Below are 19,530 nucleotides of genomic sequence, written 5' to 3' on the forward strand. Positions count from 1 at the left end.
GCCCGTAGCGTCAAGATTCGTCTCGAGTAGCGCAACCGAACGCGGCGTTCGCTCGTCTTGCTGCTCATGAAACGGACGAAGGCAGGCGACCCTGGTCCGGGTTTACGCCGCGTGGGCGAGGATCAAGAGCAAGGACCCTTATGCGTACGCCCGTGCGGTGCTCACCAATCTGGTCACCGACGAGTGGCGCCGCCCCATGCGGGAGTACGCGACCGAAACCATGCCGGAACAGCCCACCGCGCATGACGTCGCCGACGTCGTGGCGAAACGGCGCTGGCTGATCGGCGCGTGGCAGGCGCTGTCGCCCCGGGAACGGGCGGTGGTGGTGCTGCGGACTTCGACCCGGTACCTCTGGACCTGGCCCACGTGATGAACGCCGGTGGCCGAATGCGCCGTCGCCGTCAGCTCGCCGTCGGCGGGGCGTCCGCGCTCACGGTGGCGGCCCTGCTGTTCGGCGGCAGCCAGCTGGCCGACCCGCAGCGCGCGCCCGGCGGGATCCCGGCCGCCGGGCAGTCCACGCCGGTCGGCGGCCCATCGGCACCGATGCCGTCGGACGGTTACTCCTCGGCCCCCGGCATCCTCGGCACGGTCGTCGAGACGGGCAACAAGGTCGACGGCCGGCAATGGATTCTGTACGTCGAGACCACCGACCCGGACGATCTGAACAGCACTCTCACGCTGGTGCTCGGGCACACGAAGACCCGCACCATCGACGACTTCGACATCGAGATCGTCGGCAGCGACCCCGGCGCCGGCCGGATGAAGCCGGGCTTCCACGCGGTCGAGGCTGGGCGGCTGCTCGACGGCCGTACCACGCCGACGTTTGGCTATCACGTCGGCGACGCTGCCAGGATCACCGCCCGCAACACCGCTACCGGCAATATCGTCGAGGCGCACCGCACGCCGTGGAGCGGCTTCGAAAAGGCGGACAAGATGCAGATCTTCTGGTTCGACTTCGCCCAGGGCCAGGCGCCGGCGACGCTGACCGATCTGACCGCGTACGACAGGAACGGCGCCGAACTGCCCGCTGGCAGCTGACGCGGTTGATCCTCCGCGGTGGTTAGGCGCCCCTGCCGTTGCTCATCCGTCCTGCCCCATCTCCTATCTACTCACCGCACGTGGCCGATCTGCGGGCATGGCAGTAGTCGCTCAGCGCCGAACGGAAATCGACAGGCTCGAGCGCGCCTTGCTTGGGCAGCGGCCGTAGCGCCTCGGCCGCGGGACGCCGGCCGTCACTGAATGGCATTCGAAGAGGCCCGCATCGGTCAGATTCGGCCGGGCTCGCCACTCAGATCGAGGGCTGACTCCGCAGCCGGTCGGCCAGGGCGAGGACTTCGTAGAGGTTCGGCACCTCGTGGGCCGGCACGGTCGGCAAGCAGGTCCTGTTTCTCAGGTCGTCGAACCGGACGAGGGCGTCGGCGGCCCACACTCGCCCGATCGAGGCCCACTCGGCGGTGCGGCGCCCGACCGTGACGCTGGTGGCGTCGAAGGCGATGTCGCCGAAGGCCAGCCGCTCGCCGGCCCGGATCCGGGCCGCGTCGGCGGGGAACCGGGCGTTGGTGACCCGGCTCTGAATCTCCGGCCCCCACTTCTGCGCCTCGGTGAACATCGGCCCGCGAACGACCTCACGCGCACCCAGCCGCCGCAGGGTCCGACCGAGAACGCTGTGGTTGCCGATCCCGATCGTCAGCGCCCGGCCGTCGGTGTCGATGAGCGTGTAGGCCGCCTCCACCAGAAGCCCGTTGACCGAGATGAGGTTCTGCAGTACCGAGGTGGTCGCGTAGTGGTAGATGCGCGGCGGCTCGGCCGGCGCGGTGACGGCCAGCCCGTCGGCGAACAGCTCCAGCCGGGAGTCACGCCAGCGGCGGCCGAACATCGACTTCTTCGGTAGCGCAGTCAGCACCAGCGCGCCCAGCTCGGCGGTGCGATCGTCCACTGCGGCCTCCACGTGTTCACGGTTGTCGATCAGCGGTGATCGTACGCCGGTCTGTGTCGGCCACTGTCAGTGACGCAGTTCGAGGATCTGCGCAACAGGCCCGGCCAGAGCCGGTGACCGTGCGTGGGCAAGTCGGCTCAGATGCAGGAAGCCAGTCAGACCCAACGAATACACGCACGGACACCAGACCACTGCCCAGCACCGTCAGGCTGCGGCAGCGATCCTCGCGCAGTCAGCCCAGGATCGCTCGGATGACTGCAGTGTTCCCGTCCAGTTCCAGCAGGTGTACGACGTACCCTCCCGGCTCGGGTTCGTCTCCGGGTTGGTCGCATCCGACTCGCCCGCCGCCGTCGGCGTGTACCGCCACACTGCACCCGGGCCCTGCCATGAAGCCGCCACCGCCGCCCAAGCCGTTGGGCTTGGTCAGTCGGACACTGACACCGCCATTCTCCGTGTAGGCCGACACCGTCCACCTGGCGAGTGGGAATTTGACCGAGCCGGAGAAAGACACTTTGCAGTCACCGTCGGCACACTTCGTGTACTTCGTGCCGCCCCCGCTTGGCGCTTTCGTCTTCTGCGGCGCTTTGGGTTTCTGTGACGCTTTGGGCTTGCGTGACGCATCCGCCTCCCCTGACTCGGCCACGGTGGAGGAGGACGCGGACGGTTCGACGTCACGAGAACTTGGGGTGGAAACTGCGCGGGAGGCGACCGCCGCAGCGGCGGCGTCGGGGCTCGACGGCGTGGTATCGGAGGACGATTCCGCCTTGGAGTTGCAGCCGGCCACGGCCAAGAGCAGCAGTAGCACCCCGATCGCTGTGCGTTTTGTGAAGGAAAGTCGGCAATGCTGCATGCGCGGAGTCTAACGACCCGATCTTGCCCGAGCCGGTCGAGTAGTTCCACGGCCTTCCCCCGGCCGACCGACGTTCAGGTCGGCGAATATTGATCAAAAGGACGATCAGCATCGGGTCACGAGGCACTTTAGGATCAACCGTCCTTGTGATCATCGGGGGGAGTTTTGTCGTGTTTTTAGGTGGCAGGTCGAGGTCATGGCGGCGCAAAGCCGTGGTGGCGGGGATCGGGTCCGTGTTGGTGGTCGGCGGAGGGTGGGTCGCTCTGCCGGCGTCCGCCGCGACCGTCCACCATGTCGCGGTCGGGGGTAGTGGCGAGGCCTGCACCGAGGCGCAGCCATGCGGCCGGATCAGCGACGCGCTGAGCGTCGCCGTCAACGGCGACACCATCATGGTCGGTCCCGGCACCTACGCCGAGAACGTCGAGGTGCCGAGCGGTCTCGGCGTGACCATCGCCGGTGCCGGCACCGCCACCACGGTGATCGATGGGCAAAGAAAACGCGTCGCCGTCTTGGTGCCGCCGACCTCGACCCTCACTCTCACCGGGATCGCCGTGATCAAAGGGATCGGGGCGGTCAAGAACGAAGGCACCCTCCGGATGGAGCGGGTCAGCCTGAGCGACAGCGGCGGCGCCTTTGGTGCGGGTCTCTACAACGCTGGTGACGCCACCGTTGTGGACAGCACCATCTCGGGGAACATGGCGGCTGTGCATGGCGGTGGCATCAACAATTCCGGAAGTCTCACCATCCGGCGATCCACGATCGCGGGGAACTCGGCGGCCGTCGGCACCCCGGCCGCCACTGCGATCTTCAATGAGGGCCGGGTGGAGATGCACGACTCCACGGTCACCGGCAACGGGATGAACAGAGGCAACGCGGGCGGCGCGATCGTGTCGTTCGACGGCACACAGCCGAGCCCCACCGGGATTACCTTCGTCGGCACCCACAACACGATCGTGGGTAACCGAGGGCCCGCGTTCATGACCTATGGCGGGGGGACGGACGGCGCCACGGTCAGGCTCGAAGCCTCGATCGTGAGTGGGCAGAGCACTCCGCCGCCGCCGCAGCCGCCGGACAACAGCCCGAACTGCCGCGACGTGAACTTCAGCGGCCGTTACAACGTGATGAGCGACGACTCGTGCGGGACGGACCCGGAGACCGATGTGATCGGCGACCCGCAGGTGGCGGACCTGGCCCACGACGGCGGCCATACCGCCACCCATGCGCTCACCGCGACCAGCCCGGCCCGTAACGCGATCCCGGCCGATTCCCCGTTGTGCGGCGGCACCGACCAGCGTGGCGCCATCCGGCTGTTCCTCTACGCCACGACCTGCGACATCGGCGCCTACCAGTACACCGAGCCCGCGCCGAAGCTGACGCTGGAACCCGCCGACGGTATCCCGTTCGGCGAGCAGAACCTCGGCTCGACCACCACCCGCACCCTGACCGTGCGCAACACCGGCGGGCGGCCGCTGGGCCTGGCCCAGATCAGCGTGGCCGGCGCCGGCTATGCGGTGGCCGCGACCACCTGTCAGAAGGACGGAGCGGCCGCGCCGGTGCCGCCCGGCGGAGACTGCGCGATCGACGTCTCGTTCACCCCGGCCTCGGCCGGGAACCTACCGGGCACGTTGACGCTGGCCGCCAACGACGGTGACACCCAGGACCCGGCCGGCGTCACCAGGACCGTGCCGCTGACCGGCGCCGGATCGGGTGCCGTCCCGGTGGTCGCCGCACCGCCGAGCATCGCCGGGACCGCCGCGGTCGGTGCGACGCTGACCGCGCAGCCGGGCAGCTGGAACGGCCAGCCGATGTCGTACACGTACGCCTACCAGTGGCAGCGGTGCACGGCCCAGGGCGCCGACTGTGCCGACATCGGCGGGGCCACCGACGCCACCTACCAGGTCACCGGTGCGGACGCCGGGTCACGGCTGCGGGTGCAGGTCACCGCGAGCAACACCACCGGCGCCGGGACCCCGGCCGCCTCGGAGCCCACCGCTGTAGTGGTCGAGCCGCCCACCGGCCCGGTCAACAGCGCCCTGCCCACCGTCACCGGGCCGGCCACGGTCGGTGGGACGCTGACCGCGCGACCCGGCACCTGGACCGGCACGGCCCCGATCCAGTACGCGTATCAGTGGCAGCGGTGCACCACCGCATGTGCTCCGATCGACGGCGCCACCGACGCCACCTACCGGCCCACCGCCGCGGACACCGGCGCCCGGCTGCGGGTCCAGGTCACCGCGACCAACGCCGCCGGCCCGGGCGCCCCGGCGATCTCCGAGGTCACCGCCGAGGTGACGCAGCCGTCCCGCCCGGTCAACCGTGGCGTGCCCACCGTCACGGGGCAGGCCACGGTCGGGAAGGTGCTGACCGCCCAGCCGGGCACCTGGACCGGCACGGCCCCGATCCAGTACGGCTTCCAGTGGATGCGCTGCGCTGCCAACGGCAACGGCTGCGCCCCGATCAAGGGCGCCACCAAAGCGACGTACCGCCCGGTCGTCGCCGACGTGGGCCGCAGGCTGCGGATCCGGGTCGCCGCGACCAACCCGGTCGGTACCGGGACGCCCGCCATCTCAGCGGCGACCGTGGCCATCCAGGCCGTCCGCCCGGCCAACCACAGCCGGCCCACCATCACCGGCTCCACCAAGATGGGCAAGGTGCTCACCGCCAAGCCCGGCACCTGGACCGGCACCGCCCCGATCCGCTACACCTTCCAATGGCTGCGCTGCACCGACACCGGTAAGAGCTGCGTCGTGGTCCGTGGCGCCACCGCCAAGACCTACCGGCAGACACTGCGCGACGTGGGTAAACGGCTGCAGGTCCGGGTCACGGCCGGCAACACCGGCGGGACCGGCACCGTGACGTCACGCCCCGCGGGAGTCACCCGGCTCACCCGCTGACACCAACCCGGGTGTGGGGAGTCGCGGGCGCACCAGCCAGCGCGTCTCCCCACACCGGCTCGGGGGATGGCCGTCGTCCCGGCGCGGGACCTCAAGGCTTACAGACCGGCGACGGCGGTCTCGATCTTCTTTGCACGTGACGGCTTGACGTTGCCTGAGACCAGACCAACACCGTGCCGTCCGCGGTCAGGTACCCAGGTCGGCAGCCTTGAGCTGAGCGAGAACGGCTCCCGCGTCCAGCGGTGCGATCGTCCCCTCGACCGGTGCCGCGGCCGAAGCAGTCGCGCTGGGCGCCGCCGGCGTACTGGCGGCGGTAGGCGGGGATTCTGCGCCTGAGGAGCACCGTGATGCGGGATCCAACGAGGCCACCCGACGCGGACCCGGAAAGACGTCTGTGACGGCGGATACGCAAGGATTGTCCACGTGGATGCACGAGATGACTTGGTGACGCTGCACATGCCAGCGCGGATCTGGGCCGGCATCGACGCGGGAGTCGACAATGCCAACTCCTTGGCGGCCGACCACGGCGACGAGGCAACGGCCGAGGTGGGTAAGCGGATCCGCCAGGCTGGCTGGGATCAAGTGCCTTGGGTCAACGGTGCCTGGCCTGCTCTGGACCAGGTGATCTCGATCCGGCTGACCGAGGCCGAATGGATGTTCGCTGCCGATGAGGCCCGCCACAGTATCCCGATATACCAGGAACTCGGGGACGATGAGTCGGCCCAGTTGGCGCGAGTTGCCCTCGCCGTGATCGAGGGCATGAGCCGATAGACCTCTGCAGCCTTGCGGGACTGGGCCGGTGCCGGCCCACGAAGACTTGACCGCCTATCCGCTTCACGGCACGAGCGAGTACCGCCGGACCACGCGTTCTGGTCACGGTCGACCGGCCTCCGCGCCGGTCGTACAGAGCGTGACGGCTGTGCTGAGCGCCGCGCGCGACTGGCGGCAGACCCGTGCACCCGGTCACGACCTACATGGCTGTGAAGATCACCGCTCGTCCTGCGGCGGCGGCCCGTTGATAGAAGGCCCGCACATTGACGAAGTTCGACCAGGTGTATTCGAAGTCAGTGTCGTCGTGGGCACCCGCATAGTCCGGGTCGTTGATCGCGTCGAAGCGGCGACGCAGCCAGCCGCGATCGACGGCGAGTAGCGCGGCTGCGACATCCCTGGTCTCGGCCTCGCTGACGTACACGACGTGGAACTCGTCATGCATGTGCCGTCCACCGAGCACCGCGTGCGACAGTGGGTAGCCGGCGCCATCCGGGTCGAGGGTGCCGTCGCCCAGGCAGCGGTGAATGGCGTCCCAGGCCTTGTCGGTATCGACACTCAGCTCGTCGTCCGACCATGTTTCTTCCAGGTCCCCGACGTACTCACCTACCCCGCCGCCGCGATCAGCGGCGAGCAGCGCGCGTTCCTGCTTCGCCGTAACGGCGTAGTGAACCCCCAGCACGTCAAGATCGTAGAAGTAGGCGCCGGTTTCCAACAGTGTTGTGTGCTGCGCACTGTGACGTCAGACCTTGGAACAGTTGCATAGTCACGCGTCACGCCTTCCTGAGGAATCGTCAGCGTGGCTGTCCACGGTGGGGGCGCCGCGCGATCGGCGGCTAGAAGAGGACGTTCGACGCAGCGCCGGCATGCTAGGCGGACGTCGGGATGAAACCATGCTAGTCCAATGAAGGAGCCGTCGTAGCGTTGACGATTTCCTGGAGTGCGGCGACATGCCCCTGGTATGCCTTGCGTCCCTGGCGCGTCATCGACAGCCACACCCGCCGGGTATCCGAGCCGAGACGTTCCTGTTTTACGTAGCCCGCGTCGACGAGGGCAGCGACCTGCTTGCTCAGTGCCGACGGGCTCAGATCCAGATGCTCCTTGATAACCGACAGCTCCAGAGTGCTGCCGGCGACCAGCATCGCGCAGATCCGCAGCCGGTGCGTCGGGTGGATGATCGGATCGAGTTGCGCGGTCACCGGGGCGCCCCTGTCGACCGCCGGTGCACCACGCCGGCGGCCAGGTAGAGAACCGTCGCCGCGACGGCAAGCACGACGATCGGCCATCGCTGCGCGGTGAGCTCGGTGACGATGAACGCCGCGAGCAGGCACCCGATCGAGGCGAAGGCCAGGGTGAGGAAGACACGACTGGTGGGCAGGGTGAATGGCGTACCCATCCGGTAGCCGGCGAGCATGTTGATCGCGAACAGCACGGCGCCGCCGGCGAGGAAGAAGACGAAGCCGTCGTCGCCCAGCGCGAAGGTCAGTGTCATGGCGCCCAGCAGAAGGGCGTTGACGGGGTAGATCCATGCGGGCCACGGTGTGTCCCGCACGGCGCGCTGGGCGGTGTCGATGTTCGCCAGCGCCTCGCGGGCCTCGGCGGGGTCCGGGACGTGCACGTTGTTTTCCATGTCGGAAACTATCGCAGATGTTTTCCACCATGGCAACTTTCAACCACTCGGAAAATATGTGGTGCGCCCGGCGATGGCGTTCCGGCGTAGGTGTTGAGCGATGCGTCTCCGGGTCACTCCGATCCCGGCGCTGGCCCATCCGGCCCGACCCGGTCAGTGCCAACGTTCAGCTGAGCATCCGGGGCAGCCTGTCCGCACCGCGGCGAGCCAGCAGTGGCAACGCGCTCTCATCGGCATTTTCAGGGGCGTCGATTTGCCCCACAGGCAAGCACCTGGCGCAACCTCGGGGCCGCCGTCGTGCCCGCTTGGGCGATCGGACATGATCTTGGCGTGTCGACGGCAGATGATTACCGGTGGTTCCAGCGCGATGGCAACGAGTTCGTGCTGGGTTTCTGTCTGTCGTTCGTCAAAGGGCTTCCGGCCAGGGAGGTGATTCGTCGGCTCGGTCGCGTCGAGCTTGTGGACACCACCGTGACCGAGGTTCCCGGCGGAACGCTGATGCTGGAGAAGAACGGCGGGCTGGGGATCCGGGCGAGGATCAACAAAAGGTTGTCGGCCGGCACCGACGTGGTCGTGGTCTACGACAGCGAGCACAGCGACGCGGAATTGCACTGGCTGCGTGACGGGGACGCCCGGCTGGTGTGCGACCCCTACGCGGTCAACTGGCGTTACGGCAGTGATCCCGATGCGCTGCTCGGTCCGATGCGGCGGCTCGGATTCAACTTCAGCGCGGCCGAGGCCGACGACCCAGCCTGGGTCTACGACGACGACGCGCCGCTGCGGGCGTTCGCCCTCGCCGAGCACGTGACCGGGATCCGGTTCCCGGAGGAACTGGTGCCCGTCGAGGCCGCGGTCGACGACGCGGAGGATCTCTGGGCCGGCGTCGACGGGGCTGACGAGCGGATCCGGGCCGCCGGCCCCGGTGGCGCGTACCTGGCCCGGACCGACCTGCCTCTGTTGCTCGCACTGTCCCGGGCCGGGGACCCGGCATGCCGGGAGGTCCTCCGGTGGGCCCGCGAGTGGGCCTTCGCCAAGGCCGAGGTGGCCGGCCGGCCGGACGCCGACGAGGTCCTCGGCGCGCTGCGTTCCGGCGCTACCGTGCCGGACCTGCTCGCCCACCGGTTCTCCGAGCAACTGGATCCGCCGCCGATGGCGCCGGACCGCCAGGCCGACGGCAGGCTCGACCGCGGTAGCCGGCAGATGCTGTTCCGGGAGATGATGCTGAACCCGGTCGCCGCTCATCCGCTCGCCGCGGCCTGCGACGCGCTGGTCGCGGCCGCTGCCCTGGACACCAGGCGCGACCAGCGGCTGCACACCGATTTGCGCCGCGCCTTCCCACAGCTCGACGCTCTCGGCCACTAACGCTCACGCCACCGGCTCGCTGCCCCTCACTGACAATGAACTGTGATCAAACCCGGCGCGGCTGCGCGGCATGAGAATGCGCTGCGATTACGTACTCGGATTCACACCGCAAGCTGACGTGTCGACGATGCAGTCGGCACGTTCGCGTGTTCCGTCTGCGCTGAAGAACTCGTCCTCTTCACGCATCCACCGTTTCCACAGATCCTCCTTGCCGGGGAAGTGGGTGTCCCTGGCCAGGCCGCGGGCCAGCCTCAGTTCCGCAGGAGCCTCGACCCAGATCGCGTACGCCAGACGCCCGATGGTGTCTCGACGAGTGCACGTGACGCCCTCGATGATCACTGTGGGCGACCATGGTTGCGTCTTCCAAGCGCCGAGCGTCGATCCGTACCAGTCACCACTCCAGTCCCTGGCCTGGTACGTCGCGTCGCGGCCGGCCAGGAGGGGCGACAGGACCTGTTCATCGAAGCGCGGCCACCATCCCGCGAAGCAATCCCACGAAACGAAGTCGTCGATCTCGATGATGGGTGCCGCCAGGAGGCTCGACAGGCGCGACGCAAGGAAACTCTTGCCCGACCCGCTGGGGCCATCGACGCCGATGACCCGGATGCCGTTGACCGGCGCCCGTTCGGTAACGGAGGCGGCGATCCGCTCACCGAGTTCGAAGCCCACCTGTCACTCCCAACATCGCCGGCGACGAGCACCACTCTAGTACGGCAGCCGCCGTTCGTGATCATGGCTGGAGCTGCTGGGAACAGGGCGGCCACCGCGTGATCTTGAGTATGTTGTGGACAAACTTTCAGATCTTGCGGTGGCCGCAGGCCACAGCGTAGACCCCGATCGGTGGCAGCAGGTCAGTGACAAGGTGATCGGATCGTTCGCGGGCCGGTTCGCCCGGGTGGAACCGCGGCAGGCTGCGGCCGGGTTCATCACCGGGCTGCTCGCGGGCCTGGAGATCAAGACGAGCTGGCAGCTGGCCGAGCAGGCGGGGCATACCCGTCCGGACGCGATGCAACGGCTGCTCTATCGGGCGAAATGGGATGCTGACACGGTGCGCGACGACGTGCGCCAGGTCGTTGCGGACTCCCTCGGTGACTCCGATGGTGTCCTCGTGGTCGACGAGACCGGCGACCTGAAGAAGGGAAAGCACACCGTCGGGGTCCAGCGCCAGTACACCGGAACCGCGGGCCGGATCGAGAACGCCCAGGTCGGAGTGTTTCTGACCTATGCGAGTCGGCACGGGCACACCCTGATCGACCGCCGCGTGTATCTGCCCGAGTCCTGGACCAGCGACCGTGAACGGTGCGAGCAGGCCGGCGTCCCGGGCGACATCGCGTTCGCCACCCGCTCGCAACTGGCCGAGAACATGATCACCGCGGCGGTCGCCGCGCACGTCCCGGCCCGATGGGCCGCCGCGGACGAGGCTTACGGCAACAATCGTCACCTGCGTTCCGAGCTGCGCAAACTGCGTCTGGGTTACGTCCTGGCCGTCTCCCGCGATCACCTGCTGCCGCTCGACGGCGGCAAGACCCGCCGCCGCGCCGACCTCGTCGTCGCCGATCTACCGGCCACGGCGTGGACCCGGCGCAGCGCCGGCGATGGATCGAAAGGGCCCCGCTACTACGACTGGGCCTGGCTCGCTGACGTCGGCGCTGACGGCGACCCGGACGACGACGGCCGGCACAGCGTACTGATCCGCCGTAACAACACGACCGATGAGCTGGCCTTCTACCGCTGCTGGGCGCCCGGCCCGGTCACGCTGGCACACCTTGTGCGCATCGCAGGAATTCGATGGACGGTAGAGGAGGGTTTCCAAGCTGGAAAGGGGCAGGTGGGGCTGGACCAGCATCAGGTCCGGCGATGGAATTCCTGGCACCGGTTCACCACGCTCGCGCTGGCCGCCCTCGCTATCCTCGCGATCTGCGCCGCCGAAGCCACCAACACCGAACAGGCCGAAGACCCCGACATGATCCCGCTGACCGTCAACGAGATCCGCCGTCTGATCAACGTCTTCCGCGACCAGCCAACACGCAGCACCAACTACCGTTTGCACTGGTCAGGATGGCGACGCCGACACCAAGCCCAAGCCAGACGAGCCCACTACACCCGCCGCCTCAACCTCGAGTTTCAGTCATGATCTCGAATGGCGGCTGCCGTACTAGGCGCGTTGATCGGGCGACGCAGAAGACCAGATTGATTGCATCGGTGACGAATGGGTAGCCTGCACAGCCTCGGGTGGCCGGAAACTCAGGAACACCAAGTTCGTCCGCCGCGGGCCGGCGCTGATGGTCAGCGACACTCGGTGCGTTGACCTCGATAAGGGTTGAGGTTTTACGATCCCGACGACGCGTGCCGGGTGTGGTCCGTTTCGACTGGGGCGCGAAGGCCTATGACAAGTTCCTCGCGGACCGTGAGATCCCGGCCATCGCACGAGAGCTCGGTATCCAGGCGCCGCCCGTGCACGCTGTCGCCGCAGCCGTGCTCGACGCCTGAGCACCAATGGGGAGGGAGATTTCGGCATGGATGTCACGCCCATGCGGGTCCGCAAATTCGGCTCGGCGATCGGCGACGACGCCATCCGCTTCGGCGACGGGATCCTCATCGCACCCGCCTTCGGCAAAGAGGCGAACGCGTCGATGAGCGCTTACACGTCGTTCTTCCACGCCGGCGCGCGGGCCGACCTGCCGGCCTCCTACGCGGAGGTCTGGGTGGTGCTCAGCGGAGCGCTGCGAGTGGGCGCCGGGAGCGGCGCCGTAACGGTGGGCGCCGGCGACTTCGTGCACGTTCCGGAGCAGGCGCCCGGGGTCGTCGAGGCCCTCGAGGACACAGTCATGGTCTGCGTGTCGGTGCCCGCTCATTGACGGGAACGAGCCATCGCTGGAGTCTGCGCGCTCACCGAACCCAGGCCAATCGATTACCTTGGATGCGTGGACGTCAGGACAGCGATCTCCCTCATCTCTATCGCCATCTCCGTCGTCTCGCTGATCGTCTCCGGGACGCTCGCGCTCCGTCAGACGCGGACCACGATGGACGGCTACGCCCTGCCAGTCGTGCTCCAGGTCTTCAGCCGGTTCCGAACTCAGGAGTTCTTCGACGCTCAACAGTTCATCTTCGACGAACTTCCCCAGCAACCGGTCCAGCCGTACACGGACCTGTCGTTGGAGGTCCGGTCCCAGTTGCGCTTGGTGGGCGGTCTCTACGACGACCTCGGCAAGCTCGTCGCGCACGGCATCGTCAAGGAGGAGCTGATCATCGGCTCGAATGGCCCCCAGGCCCGACGCATCTGGGAGGCGATCGAGCCCTTCGTGCGCGCTGAACGCGACAAGCGCAACAGCAACCTGTGGATTTATCTGGAGGACCTGGCGTACCGCACGACCCGGAAACCGCCGGCCGCCATCCACGAGAAGCTCAAACTGCACCCGTACGTCGGACCAACGCGCACGCCTCCTCCAGCGTCGCCCGAGTCCTCTGCGACGCCACGACCTCGCACGGAGCAGCAGCCGAACTAACGGCGGGAGCGCGGACGAGGGCGGCCCGGCGGAACCGAAACACTCTGCTCGGCGTGCGCGTTATATGCGGCTCAATGTCATTTCAGCCAGGGCGCGATATCTGCTACCGGATCGTTGAGCGCATCCGCACTCGCGTGGACCTGGGTAGGTGAGGCGGACTTGCTCTTCTTTCTGCCGAGGAAGGCGGAAAGCTGCGGCCAGCGGCGGCGTGCACCTTGGCGCGTCATGCCGATCGCCCGACCGATGTCCGGGTAGTCGGCCCCGTACTCGGCCGCACGGCTCGCGGCAGTCGCGGTCAGCTCAGTGATCTCGGCCTGAATGGCGTTCAACCCGGACAACGTCGCCAGCCAGGCCCTGCGCCGTTGTTCGTGAGTCAGCCCATGCTCATAGGGGGAGGCGACATCCATTCGCTGGTCGCCGGGAGGCTGATTCCGCGCCCAGGCCCACGCCAACTCCTGGATGGAGCCTGCCAGCGTTTCTTTCTCGTCCGCCACGAATCCCCCTTGACAACAAACGTTGTCACCAGGATCTACTTGACAACATCCGTTGTCAATGGACTTCAGTCTCCGAGACGCTCAACTCGGCATGTCGAGTGCGCTCATCTCGGTAGAAGTGCGCACGTGATCATGGGCGGCGAGCCGTGGGCGATGGTCCGGCCTCCTGCATGGAGAAGGGTTTTCTGTCTCCTGGACGCGGGCACGACCGGATCCGCTGCGCCGTTCGACGATAAGCATCGGCGAGGAGGACGCCGAGGACTGCACCGACTCGTGGTTGGTTGGCGATGTTGGACGATCAGCGAACGGCGATCCGTGCGGCGTGGCCGGCGAGTGCGGCGAGCGGCAGAGCCGGATGCAGGACCGCCTGAGCGGCGACGGCGTTCAGGGCCGGCGGATGCATCCCGCACCTGGCGACGATGGCGCGTACCGCCTCGGGTTCGGCGGTGACCCGCTGCGGGCCGAGCCGGACCGTCAGGAGCCGCACCGCCTCCTGCGGGGTGAGGACGTCCAGCTCGAGCGGCCGCGCCCCGTCGTAAGCGACCAGGTCCGCGAGCGAGTCACGGCTGGTGACGACGACCATGCAGCCTCCGGCACCGGGCAGCAACGGGCGGATCTGATGCGAGTCGTGGGCGTCGTCGAGGACGAGGAGGATCCGCTTGCCCGCCATCAGGGTGCGGTAGAGACCAGCCCGGGCGTCGAGGTCCACCGGGATGCGGTGTGCGGCCACCCCGAGCGGTTCCAGGCAGCGCCGGATCGCCTCGGCGGGCGGAAGCGGGTCGGAGCCGCGCAGGTTCACGTACAGCTGCCCGTCGGGGAAGTGGCCGATCACCCGATGAGCCCAGCGCACGGCCAGTGCGGTCTTGCCGGCGCCGGCCACGCCGGTGATCGCCACGGTCACCGGCGCCGCATCTCCCGACGCCGGCAGGGACGCGTCCAGGCGGGCGAGAGCGCCCGCGCGACCGATGAAGTGGCTGACGGTGGCCGGCAGTTGCCGCGGCGCCGGCAACCGCGGATCGCCTTCACCATCAAGTATCCGGCGGTGCAGTTCACGCAGCGGCCGGCTCGGCTCGATCCCCAGTTCCGCGGCGAGCAGGCGGTACAACCGCTGATAGGCCTCCAGCGCCTCGGCCCGCCGGCCCGCGTGTGCCAGCGCGGTCATCAGATGACCCCAGTACTGCTCCCGCAGTGGATAGCCGGCAGTCAGCTCCTCGATCTCGGCGACCAGGCCGTCGGTGCGCCGGGCCGCCAGGTCGAGCTCGATCCGCCGTTCCAGCGCGGCCAGCCGCCGAGCCGACAGGTACGGGGCCTGCACACCTTCGAGCCACGCGGACTGCACACCGTCGAACGGCTCACCCCGCCACAGGGCCAGCGCCTCCACCAGGGCCGCCCGCTCGACCGTCGGATCCTCGGCCCGTGCTGCGGCGTCGAGCAGCCGGCCGAACCGGACGGCGTCGACCAGCTCCGGCTTCGTCGCCAGAACGTATCCGCCGGGAACCGTGCGGATCTGCTCGCCGCCGAGCAACTGCCGCAGCCGGGTGACGTGCAGCTGAAGCGCGCGGCGGGCGTCCTTCGGCTGGTCATCGCCCCATACCGCGGTCGCCAGCCGGTCGTAGAGCACCGGCTCGCCGGCCGAGAGGGCCAGCACCGCCAGGAACGTGCGCAGCTTCGGCGACCAGAGCGGCACGGTGTGCCCGTCGAGCGAGACCACCAGCGGACCGAGGACCCCGACCTGTAGCCGCAAGCTGCAGCCCTCGGTGACCACGCTCAGGTCCCGTACTCGTCGGGCAGGCGCATGTTGGGGCCGCCGACCTGCAGACCGAGGGGTTCCGCGCGGCCTTTCGGTTCCTCCCACTGCTCCTGCCGGCCCAGGACGGTCAGATCGAGGTACGGGTAGCCGTGGTGGAACTGCTGGATGCCCCGCCCGTAGGTGGAGTACGTGTGGAACACTTCGTCGCCGACGCGCAGGAACGCGCTGATGCCCGGCATCTCCGTGCCGCGCATGTCGGGCGTCCACGGCTCTCCGCGCGCGGCGAGTTCCGCCTCGGTGTGGAAGTCCATCAGCACCGGTTCGACCCGGTCGTCGAGCGTGGCGTGGTAGTCGTAGTTGAAGTCGCTGTCGTACGACGAGTACCACGGGAAGGTCCAGCCCATCCGGTCGCGATAGGCGGCGATCTTCGGGTACGGGGCGCGGGACACAGCTACCAGCGTGGTGTTGCGCACGTGCAGCTGTCGCGGGTTGCCGATCCCGTCGGCCGCGGACGAGCAGCTCGGGCAGGCGGTGTCCCAGTCCGGCCCGAACATGAAGTGGTGCACCACCAGCTGTGGCCGGCCCTCGAAAAGGTCGGCCAGGCTCACCTTCCCGTCCGGCCCCTCGAAGACGTACGCCTTGTCGACCCGGACCATCGGCAGCCGCCGGCGTTCGGCGTTGATCCGGTCACCGGCGTGGGTGTGCTCCTTCTCCTTGTTCAGCAGCTCCATGCGGGCGGCGCGCCACTGCTCGCGGGACACCACCGTGGGCAGGTTGTTCATCATTGTCATCTCGGCTTCCCTCCGTTACAGCGATGCTCGCGAGCGGGCCGGGCACGTGTCGAGGAGGTCATTGCAGGATGTCCGGATCTGTGGGCTACCGGTCCGTCGTGGCCCGGGAGGCCCGGTACCGCGACGGCGAGACCCCGTAGCGTTCGGCGAAGGCGCGCCGCAGCGTTTCCGACGAACCCAGCCCGCACCGCTGGGCCAGCTGCGCCAGCGGAAGGCGGGTGGACAGCAGCAGGTTCGCGGCGGCCTCGGTACGGGCCCGGCGGACGTAGCGGCCCGGCGACTGACCGGTACGGCGGACGAATCTCCAGCAGTTCGGCGCGGTCGTACGCCACCACGACGACCCGCGGCACGTGCCGGGTCAATGTGGCGTCCGGTCGGTTTCCGGCCGCCGGGTCCGGCGAAGTGCGGACCGCAGCGCGACGGCGGCCCCGACGCCGAGCAACCCGTACAGCACCGGCAGCAACGTCGCTCCCCACGGCCAGCCCGGGCCGTGCAGGTCGAGCGCCGTGGGCGGGTATTCCAGCGTCTTGGCACGCCATCGCGCCGTCGGCACGTCCACGGTGCGGGCCATGTCCTCCAGCACGAGCTCGAAAGCGAAGTCCGGCTCACGGTGCACATATTCGGGGCGTACGCCGGCCGCGTCCGGCACCGGATTGCGCCGCGCGACCTGCGCCCCGGGCACCACGAACCGGTCCAGGCCGGACGCCTCGGCAAGCGTGCCGCGCGGCACGAAGGTCAATCCGTGACGGGTCCGCACCGGTGCCACCGAGCCGTTGCCGAGCGTGGACGTCCGCGCAACGTAACTCACGTCGCTGTAGGCGATGAAGACCGAAGCGAGCTCGATCTCCCCGACCCCGTCGGTGAGCAGCACACCGATGTCCTGATGCGGCCGGAAACTCAGATTCACCCCCGTGATCATCTCGCGCGGTCCGAACGTCCAGTGCGGCAACGGCGCGGGCTTGCCGGGGGAGTAGAACTTCCAGCCGACCGCGGACGCGGCGTCTCTGGCCGCCGGGATGCCCAGCCGGCGCTCGACGTAGCGCAACGTCCCGTCGATACCGGAGAGCACGCCACCGGTGCTGATCACATCACCGTCATCGACGTACCGTGTCTCCCGCTGCCAGCGCACGGCCGGATGCCGCTTCTCCAGCCCATTGATGCGGAACCAGTGCGTGGTCGCGCCGTGTCCGTCGAGCACCCCGGCCGCGGCGACCACGGCGGCGCCCTCACAGACGCTGATCACCGTGGCGCCGTTGTCGTGCATCCGTCCCAGCCAGCCGCGCAGGGCAGCGGAGGTGGGTTCGGTCGCGTCCGGCAGGGCCGGCACGACGATCACCTCCGGTGCCGCCGCGCCGAGCCGCTGGTCGAGTTCCGCGAAGCTGAGGTCCGGCACCAGGTCCAGACCTCCGGTCAGCGTGACGAGCCGTCGTTGCGGAGCGACCGTGTACAGGTTGAACGCCCCGGTTGCCGCCAGCGTCTCGTACGGCGCCAGCGAGTCACCCGCATTGGCGCCCTCGTTGCCCAGCAGAACCACCGCGGTCGGCCGGGACGGATCATGCACCGGCCGTGCCTGCCCCAGCAGGGCGGGCACGGCGCTGTCGGCCGGTGGTTCGTAGACCCCGTTCAGATACGTCACCGCCCGCACGGTGCCGACCACGGCCGGCGGCACCGCGAACGCGAGGACCAGCGCACCCACCCACAGGAAACGCCGCCGGCCGTCCCGGCGCCAGGAGCTGGTGTACTCGGAACGCCGCCACAGCATCACCATGATGATCGCCGGAACCAGGAGCACGTGCCCGACGAGCATCAGCGTGCCGACCGAGACGGCACCCGCCCAGAACAGCGGCAGCAGGATCAGGAACGGGACGTACACGGCGACGCACATCTCCAGGATCCGGGCCCAGGAACGGCCCCGGATCACCATCCACAGCGCCATCCCGAGGGCCATGTCGGTCGCCATGACGACGGTATAGACGTCCACCCGGCTACCGACGGCCGGCAGGATCGCCGCCCACAGCACGTCGAGCGCGAACATGCCGACCGCCATGGCGACCGCCAGTTCCAGGAAATGGACGACGAAACGAAGAGATCTGGAATCCACGTGAGCCTCCACCGGGCCGACTCTCAGACAAAAGAAATGCCGGGGTACGGGTCAGCGGCGCCCGAACTGCCGGGAAAGCACGTCGCGGGCGACGGTCGTGCCGAGCTGCTCGCCGTGGTCGACGGCGGTGCGGTAGTGCACCCCGGCCCAGATCCTGGCCAGCTTCAACTCGGCCGTGGCGGCGGTGAGACTGCGGTAGTGGCGTACCGTGCCGGAGTCCGCGCTGTAGGCGCTGAACGCGATGTCGTCACGGCCGAAGAACGCCCGCAGCGCGGTCATCGTCGACGACGTGAAACAGGCGTGCCCCGACGGGTACTCGGTGGACGGTGCCGTCACTTTCAGCGGCGTCCAGCCGGGGTCGGGTGAGGTGGCCGGGTTGCCGTCCGTACCGGCCAGCGGGATCGCGGTCACCGGCCGCCAGAAGCTCCAGTGCTTCTTCTCCCGGTAGCAGGCGATCATGGTGTCGACGGCGGCCAGGTCGGCCATCGCGAACATCCGGGCGGCCTGCAGCGTGCCCAGCCGCTGAGTCGTGGCCACGTCGCGCAGGATCGCCCACTCCACCAACCGCTGGTCGTCCCACCAGATCGCCGCCTCCGTCTGATCCGGCGTGCGTACCGTGCTGGTGGCCGAGCCGACCGCCTTCACCTCGTTGTGGTCGCGAGCCCAGGCCGCGCTGGTCAGCGCCGGCGGGCCCGGCGTGCGGAACCGGCCCGGGTCCGGCACGACGAATGGCCGGAGGGTGGCGAACCACGCGCCGACCTGCAGGAAGTCGGGCGGGGTCGGCCGCCACTGACCCGGTTCCGTGCCGACCCGCCAGGTCGCGTCGGAGAACGCGCCGTCGTTCACCCGGGAGGCGATCATGGCCGCGGCCGCGGCTTCGCCGACGGCGATGCCACCCTTCTTGGAACGGCCGTCAGGAATCGCGGCGAGCGCCTCGTCATACCGGTCACGCAGGGCGTCGGCCTGGGCCGGAAAGAGCGACAGCAGTACGCCGTGAGCGGCCGCAGCGACGGCAGCAGGCACCGAATCGCCGGGCCGGGCCGGCGGCGCCACGAGATACGGCCGGTACGGTGCGCCGGCCACCGCGTTCACCGCGTCATAGACGGCGCCCTGCACCATCGCGAAACTACGCGCCGTGGTGGTCGGCGACTGCCGCGCCACCTCATAGATGGCCGTCTGGGCGTACGAGTTCCAGGTGACCACCGGATTCACCGCGCCGGCCGGCCCCGCCTGCGCTGCACCGGACGCGAACACCGCCGGTGAGAGCAGCACAAACGCCGCCGTCACCGCCGCCATGCGCAGCCTGCCACATAGGATCGTTCTCATCGCTGGTTCCTCCCCGTGCTCTCTGGGCTCAGATCACGGGGATCGTGTCAACTGTGGACTTCGGATCGCTTTCAAGCCCGGCCGGTTCTCCTGCAGACGTGCAGCCGCGTGGTTCACCAGCC

Annotated in this window: 20 protein-coding genes and 1 pseudogene; 10 read left to right on the forward strand and 11 right to left on the reverse strand. The window is 68.8% G+C overall.

What is annotated here, in order from left to right; all coding sequences use genetic code 11:
* The first annotated feature begins 157 nt into the window (after nucleotides 1-157).
* Together OHA21_RS05590 and OHA21_RS05595 are read left to right on the forward strand one after the other, a co-directional pair.
* On the forward strand, nucleotides 158-370 hold the full coding sequence (locus OHA21_RS05590; RefSeq protein ID WP_328470848.1) for a hypothetical protein: 213 nt from the start codon (nucleotides 158-160) through the stop codon (nucleotides 368-370).
* Between the two features lie 17 nt (nucleotides 371-387).
* Nucleotides 388-1,038: a hypothetical protein gene (locus OHA21_RS05595; protein WP_328470850.1), complete on the forward strand. Its 651-nt coding sequence runs from the start codon at nucleotides 388-390 to the stop codon at nucleotides 1,036-1,038.
* 250 nt (nucleotides 1,039-1,288) lie between these two features.
* Here the strand turns inward: OHA21_RS05595 and OHA21_RS05600 are convergent, their stop codons facing one another.
* Complete coding sequence (locus OHA21_RS05600; RefSeq protein WP_328470852.1) at nucleotides 1,289-1,936, reverse strand: hypothetical protein; 648 nt, start codon at nucleotides 1,934-1,936, stop codon at nucleotides 1,289-1,291.
* Nucleotides 1,937-2,424: 488 nt separating this feature from the next.
* Here OHA21_RS05600 and OHA21_RS05605 point away from each other — a divergent pair, with 488 nt between their 5' ends.
* The 3 genes from OHA21_RS05605 (at nucleotide 2,425) to OHA21_RS05615 (ending at nucleotide 6,451) form a co-directional block, all read left to right on the forward strand.
* On the forward strand, nucleotides 2,425-2,799 hold the full coding sequence (locus OHA21_RS05605; RefSeq protein WP_328470854.1) for a hypothetical protein: 375 nt from the start codon (nucleotides 2,425-2,427) through the stop codon (nucleotides 2,797-2,799).
* Nucleotides 2,800-3,019: 220 nt separating this feature from the next.
* Entirely contained in the window at nucleotides 3,020-5,680 is a 2,661-nt protein-coding gene (locus tag OHA21_RS05610) for a choice-of-anchor D domain-containing protein (protein ID WP_328470856.1), read from the forward strand.
* 423 nt (nucleotides 5,681-6,103) lie between these two features.
* A complete protein-coding gene (locus OHA21_RS05615; protein WP_328470858.1) occupies nucleotides 6,104-6,451 on the forward strand; it encodes a hypothetical protein in 348 nt (115 codons plus the stop codon).
* 199 nt (nucleotides 6,452-6,650) lie between these two features.
* Here OHA21_RS05615 and OHA21_RS05620 read toward each other — a convergent pair whose 3' ends face one another.
* From OHA21_RS05620 to OHA21_RS05630, 3 genes are all read right to left on the reverse strand, one after another.
* Nucleotides 6,651-7,163 carry a YfbM family protein gene (locus OHA21_RS05620; RefSeq protein ID WP_328470859.1) on the reverse strand — a complete coding sequence of 171 codons (513 nt, stop codon included), beginning with the start codon at nucleotides 7,161-7,163 and terminating at the stop codon, nucleotides 6,651-6,653.
* A gap of 181 nt (nucleotides 7,164-7,344) precedes the next feature.
* Nucleotides 7,345-7,647 (reverse strand): transcriptional regulator, encoded by a 303-nt coding sequence (locus OHA21_RS05625; RefSeq protein ID WP_328470861.1) that lies wholly within the window; start codon nucleotides 7,645-7,647, stop codon nucleotides 7,345-7,347.
* Nucleotides 7,644-8,078 (reverse strand): hypothetical protein, encoded by a 435-nt coding sequence (locus OHA21_RS05630; RefSeq protein WP_328470863.1) that lies wholly within the window; start codon nucleotides 8,076-8,078, stop codon nucleotides 7,644-7,646. The genes OHA21_RS05625 and OHA21_RS05630 overlap by 4 nt, the downstream gene beginning before the upstream one ends.
* Nucleotides 8,079-8,408: 330 nt before the next feature.
* Between OHA21_RS05630 and OHA21_RS05635 the strand changes: the two genes are divergently transcribed.
* Nucleotides 8,409-9,440 (forward strand): DUF6461 domain-containing protein, encoded by a 1,032-nt coding sequence (locus OHA21_RS05635; protein WP_328470865.1) that lies wholly within the window; start codon nucleotides 8,409-8,411, stop codon nucleotides 9,438-9,440.
* 87 nt (nucleotides 9,441-9,527) lie between these two features.
* Here the strand turns inward: OHA21_RS05635 and OHA21_RS05640 are convergent, their stop codons facing one another.
* A complete protein-coding gene (locus tag OHA21_RS05640; protein WP_328470867.1) occupies nucleotides 9,528-10,109 on the reverse strand; it encodes a uridine kinase family protein in 582 nt (193 codons plus the stop codon).
* A gap of 196 nt (nucleotides 10,110-10,305) precedes the next feature.
* On the opposite strand from OHA21_RS05640, the gene OHA21_RS05645 reads away from it, so the two are divergent.
* From OHA21_RS05645 to OHA21_RS05660, 4 genes are all read left to right on the forward strand, one after another.
* Complete coding sequence (locus OHA21_RS05645; RefSeq protein WP_328478306.1) at nucleotides 10,306-11,574, forward strand: IS701 family transposase; 1,269 nt, start codon at nucleotides 10,306-10,308, stop codon at nucleotides 11,572-11,574.
* Between the two features lie 212 nt (nucleotides 11,575-11,786).
* The gene (locus OHA21_RS05650; RefSeq protein ID WP_328470869.1) at nucleotides 11,787-11,930 is read left to right on the forward strand and encodes a hypothetical protein; all 144 of its coding nucleotides are present in this window, start codon (nucleotides 11,787-11,789) and stop codon (nucleotides 11,928-11,930) included.
* A gap of 26 nt (nucleotides 11,931-11,956) precedes the next feature.
* A complete protein-coding gene (locus OHA21_RS05655; RefSeq protein ID WP_328470871.1) occupies nucleotides 11,957-12,298 on the forward strand; it encodes a cupin domain-containing protein in 342 nt (113 codons plus the stop codon).
* 66 nt (nucleotides 12,299-12,364) lie between these two features.
* Complete coding sequence (locus OHA21_RS05660; RefSeq protein ID WP_328470873.1) at nucleotides 12,365-12,946, forward strand: DUF4760 domain-containing protein; 582 nt, start codon at nucleotides 12,365-12,367, stop codon at nucleotides 12,944-12,946.
* A gap of 77 nt (nucleotides 12,947-13,023) precedes the next feature.
* Here OHA21_RS05660 and OHA21_RS05665 read toward each other — a convergent pair whose 3' ends face one another.
* The 6 genes and pseudogenes from OHA21_RS05665 to OHA21_RS05690 all read right to left on the reverse strand — a co-directional run bounded on the left by OHA21_RS05665 (nucleotide 13,024) and on the right by OHA21_RS05690 (nucleotide 19,408).
* On the reverse strand, nucleotides 13,024-13,440 hold the full coding sequence (locus OHA21_RS05665) for a hypothetical protein (protein ID WP_328470875.1): 417 nt from the start codon (nucleotides 13,438-13,440) through the stop codon (nucleotides 13,024-13,026).
* Between the two features lie 298 nt (nucleotides 13,441-13,738).
* Entirely contained in the window at nucleotides 13,739-15,184 is a 1,446-nt protein-coding gene (locus OHA21_RS05670; RefSeq protein WP_328470877.1) for an AfsR/SARP family transcriptional regulator, read from the reverse strand.
* A gap of 23 nt (nucleotides 15,185-15,207) precedes the next feature.
* On the reverse strand, nucleotides 15,208-15,981 hold the full coding sequence (locus OHA21_RS05675; RefSeq protein WP_328470879.1) for a DUF899 domain-containing protein: 774 nt from the start codon (nucleotides 15,979-15,981) through the stop codon (nucleotides 15,208-15,210).
* 85 nt (nucleotides 15,982-16,066) lie between these two features.
* Nucleotides 16,067-16,273, reverse strand: a pseudogene (locus OHA21_RS05680) (helix-turn-helix domain-containing protein); the annotation flags it as partial.
* Nucleotides 16,274-16,339: 66 nt separating this feature from the next.
* On the reverse strand, nucleotides 16,340-18,082 hold the full coding sequence (locus OHA21_RS05685; protein ID WP_328470881.1) for a DJ-1/PfpI family protein: 1,743 nt from the start codon (nucleotides 18,080-18,082) through the stop codon (nucleotides 16,340-16,342).
* Nucleotides 18,083-18,133: 51 nt separating this feature from the next.
* Nucleotides 18,134-19,408 (reverse strand): vanadium-dependent haloperoxidase, encoded by a 1,275-nt coding sequence (locus tag OHA21_RS05690; RefSeq protein ID WP_328470883.1) that lies wholly within the window; start codon nucleotides 19,406-19,408, stop codon nucleotides 18,134-18,136.
* Nucleotides 19,409-19,530 lie beyond the last annotated feature (122 nt).

It is taken from the genome of Actinoplanes sp. NBC_00393 (assembly GCF_036053395.1).
Classification (GTDB): domain Bacteria; phylum Actinomycetota; class Actinomycetes; order Mycobacteriales; family Micromonosporaceae; genus Actinoplanes.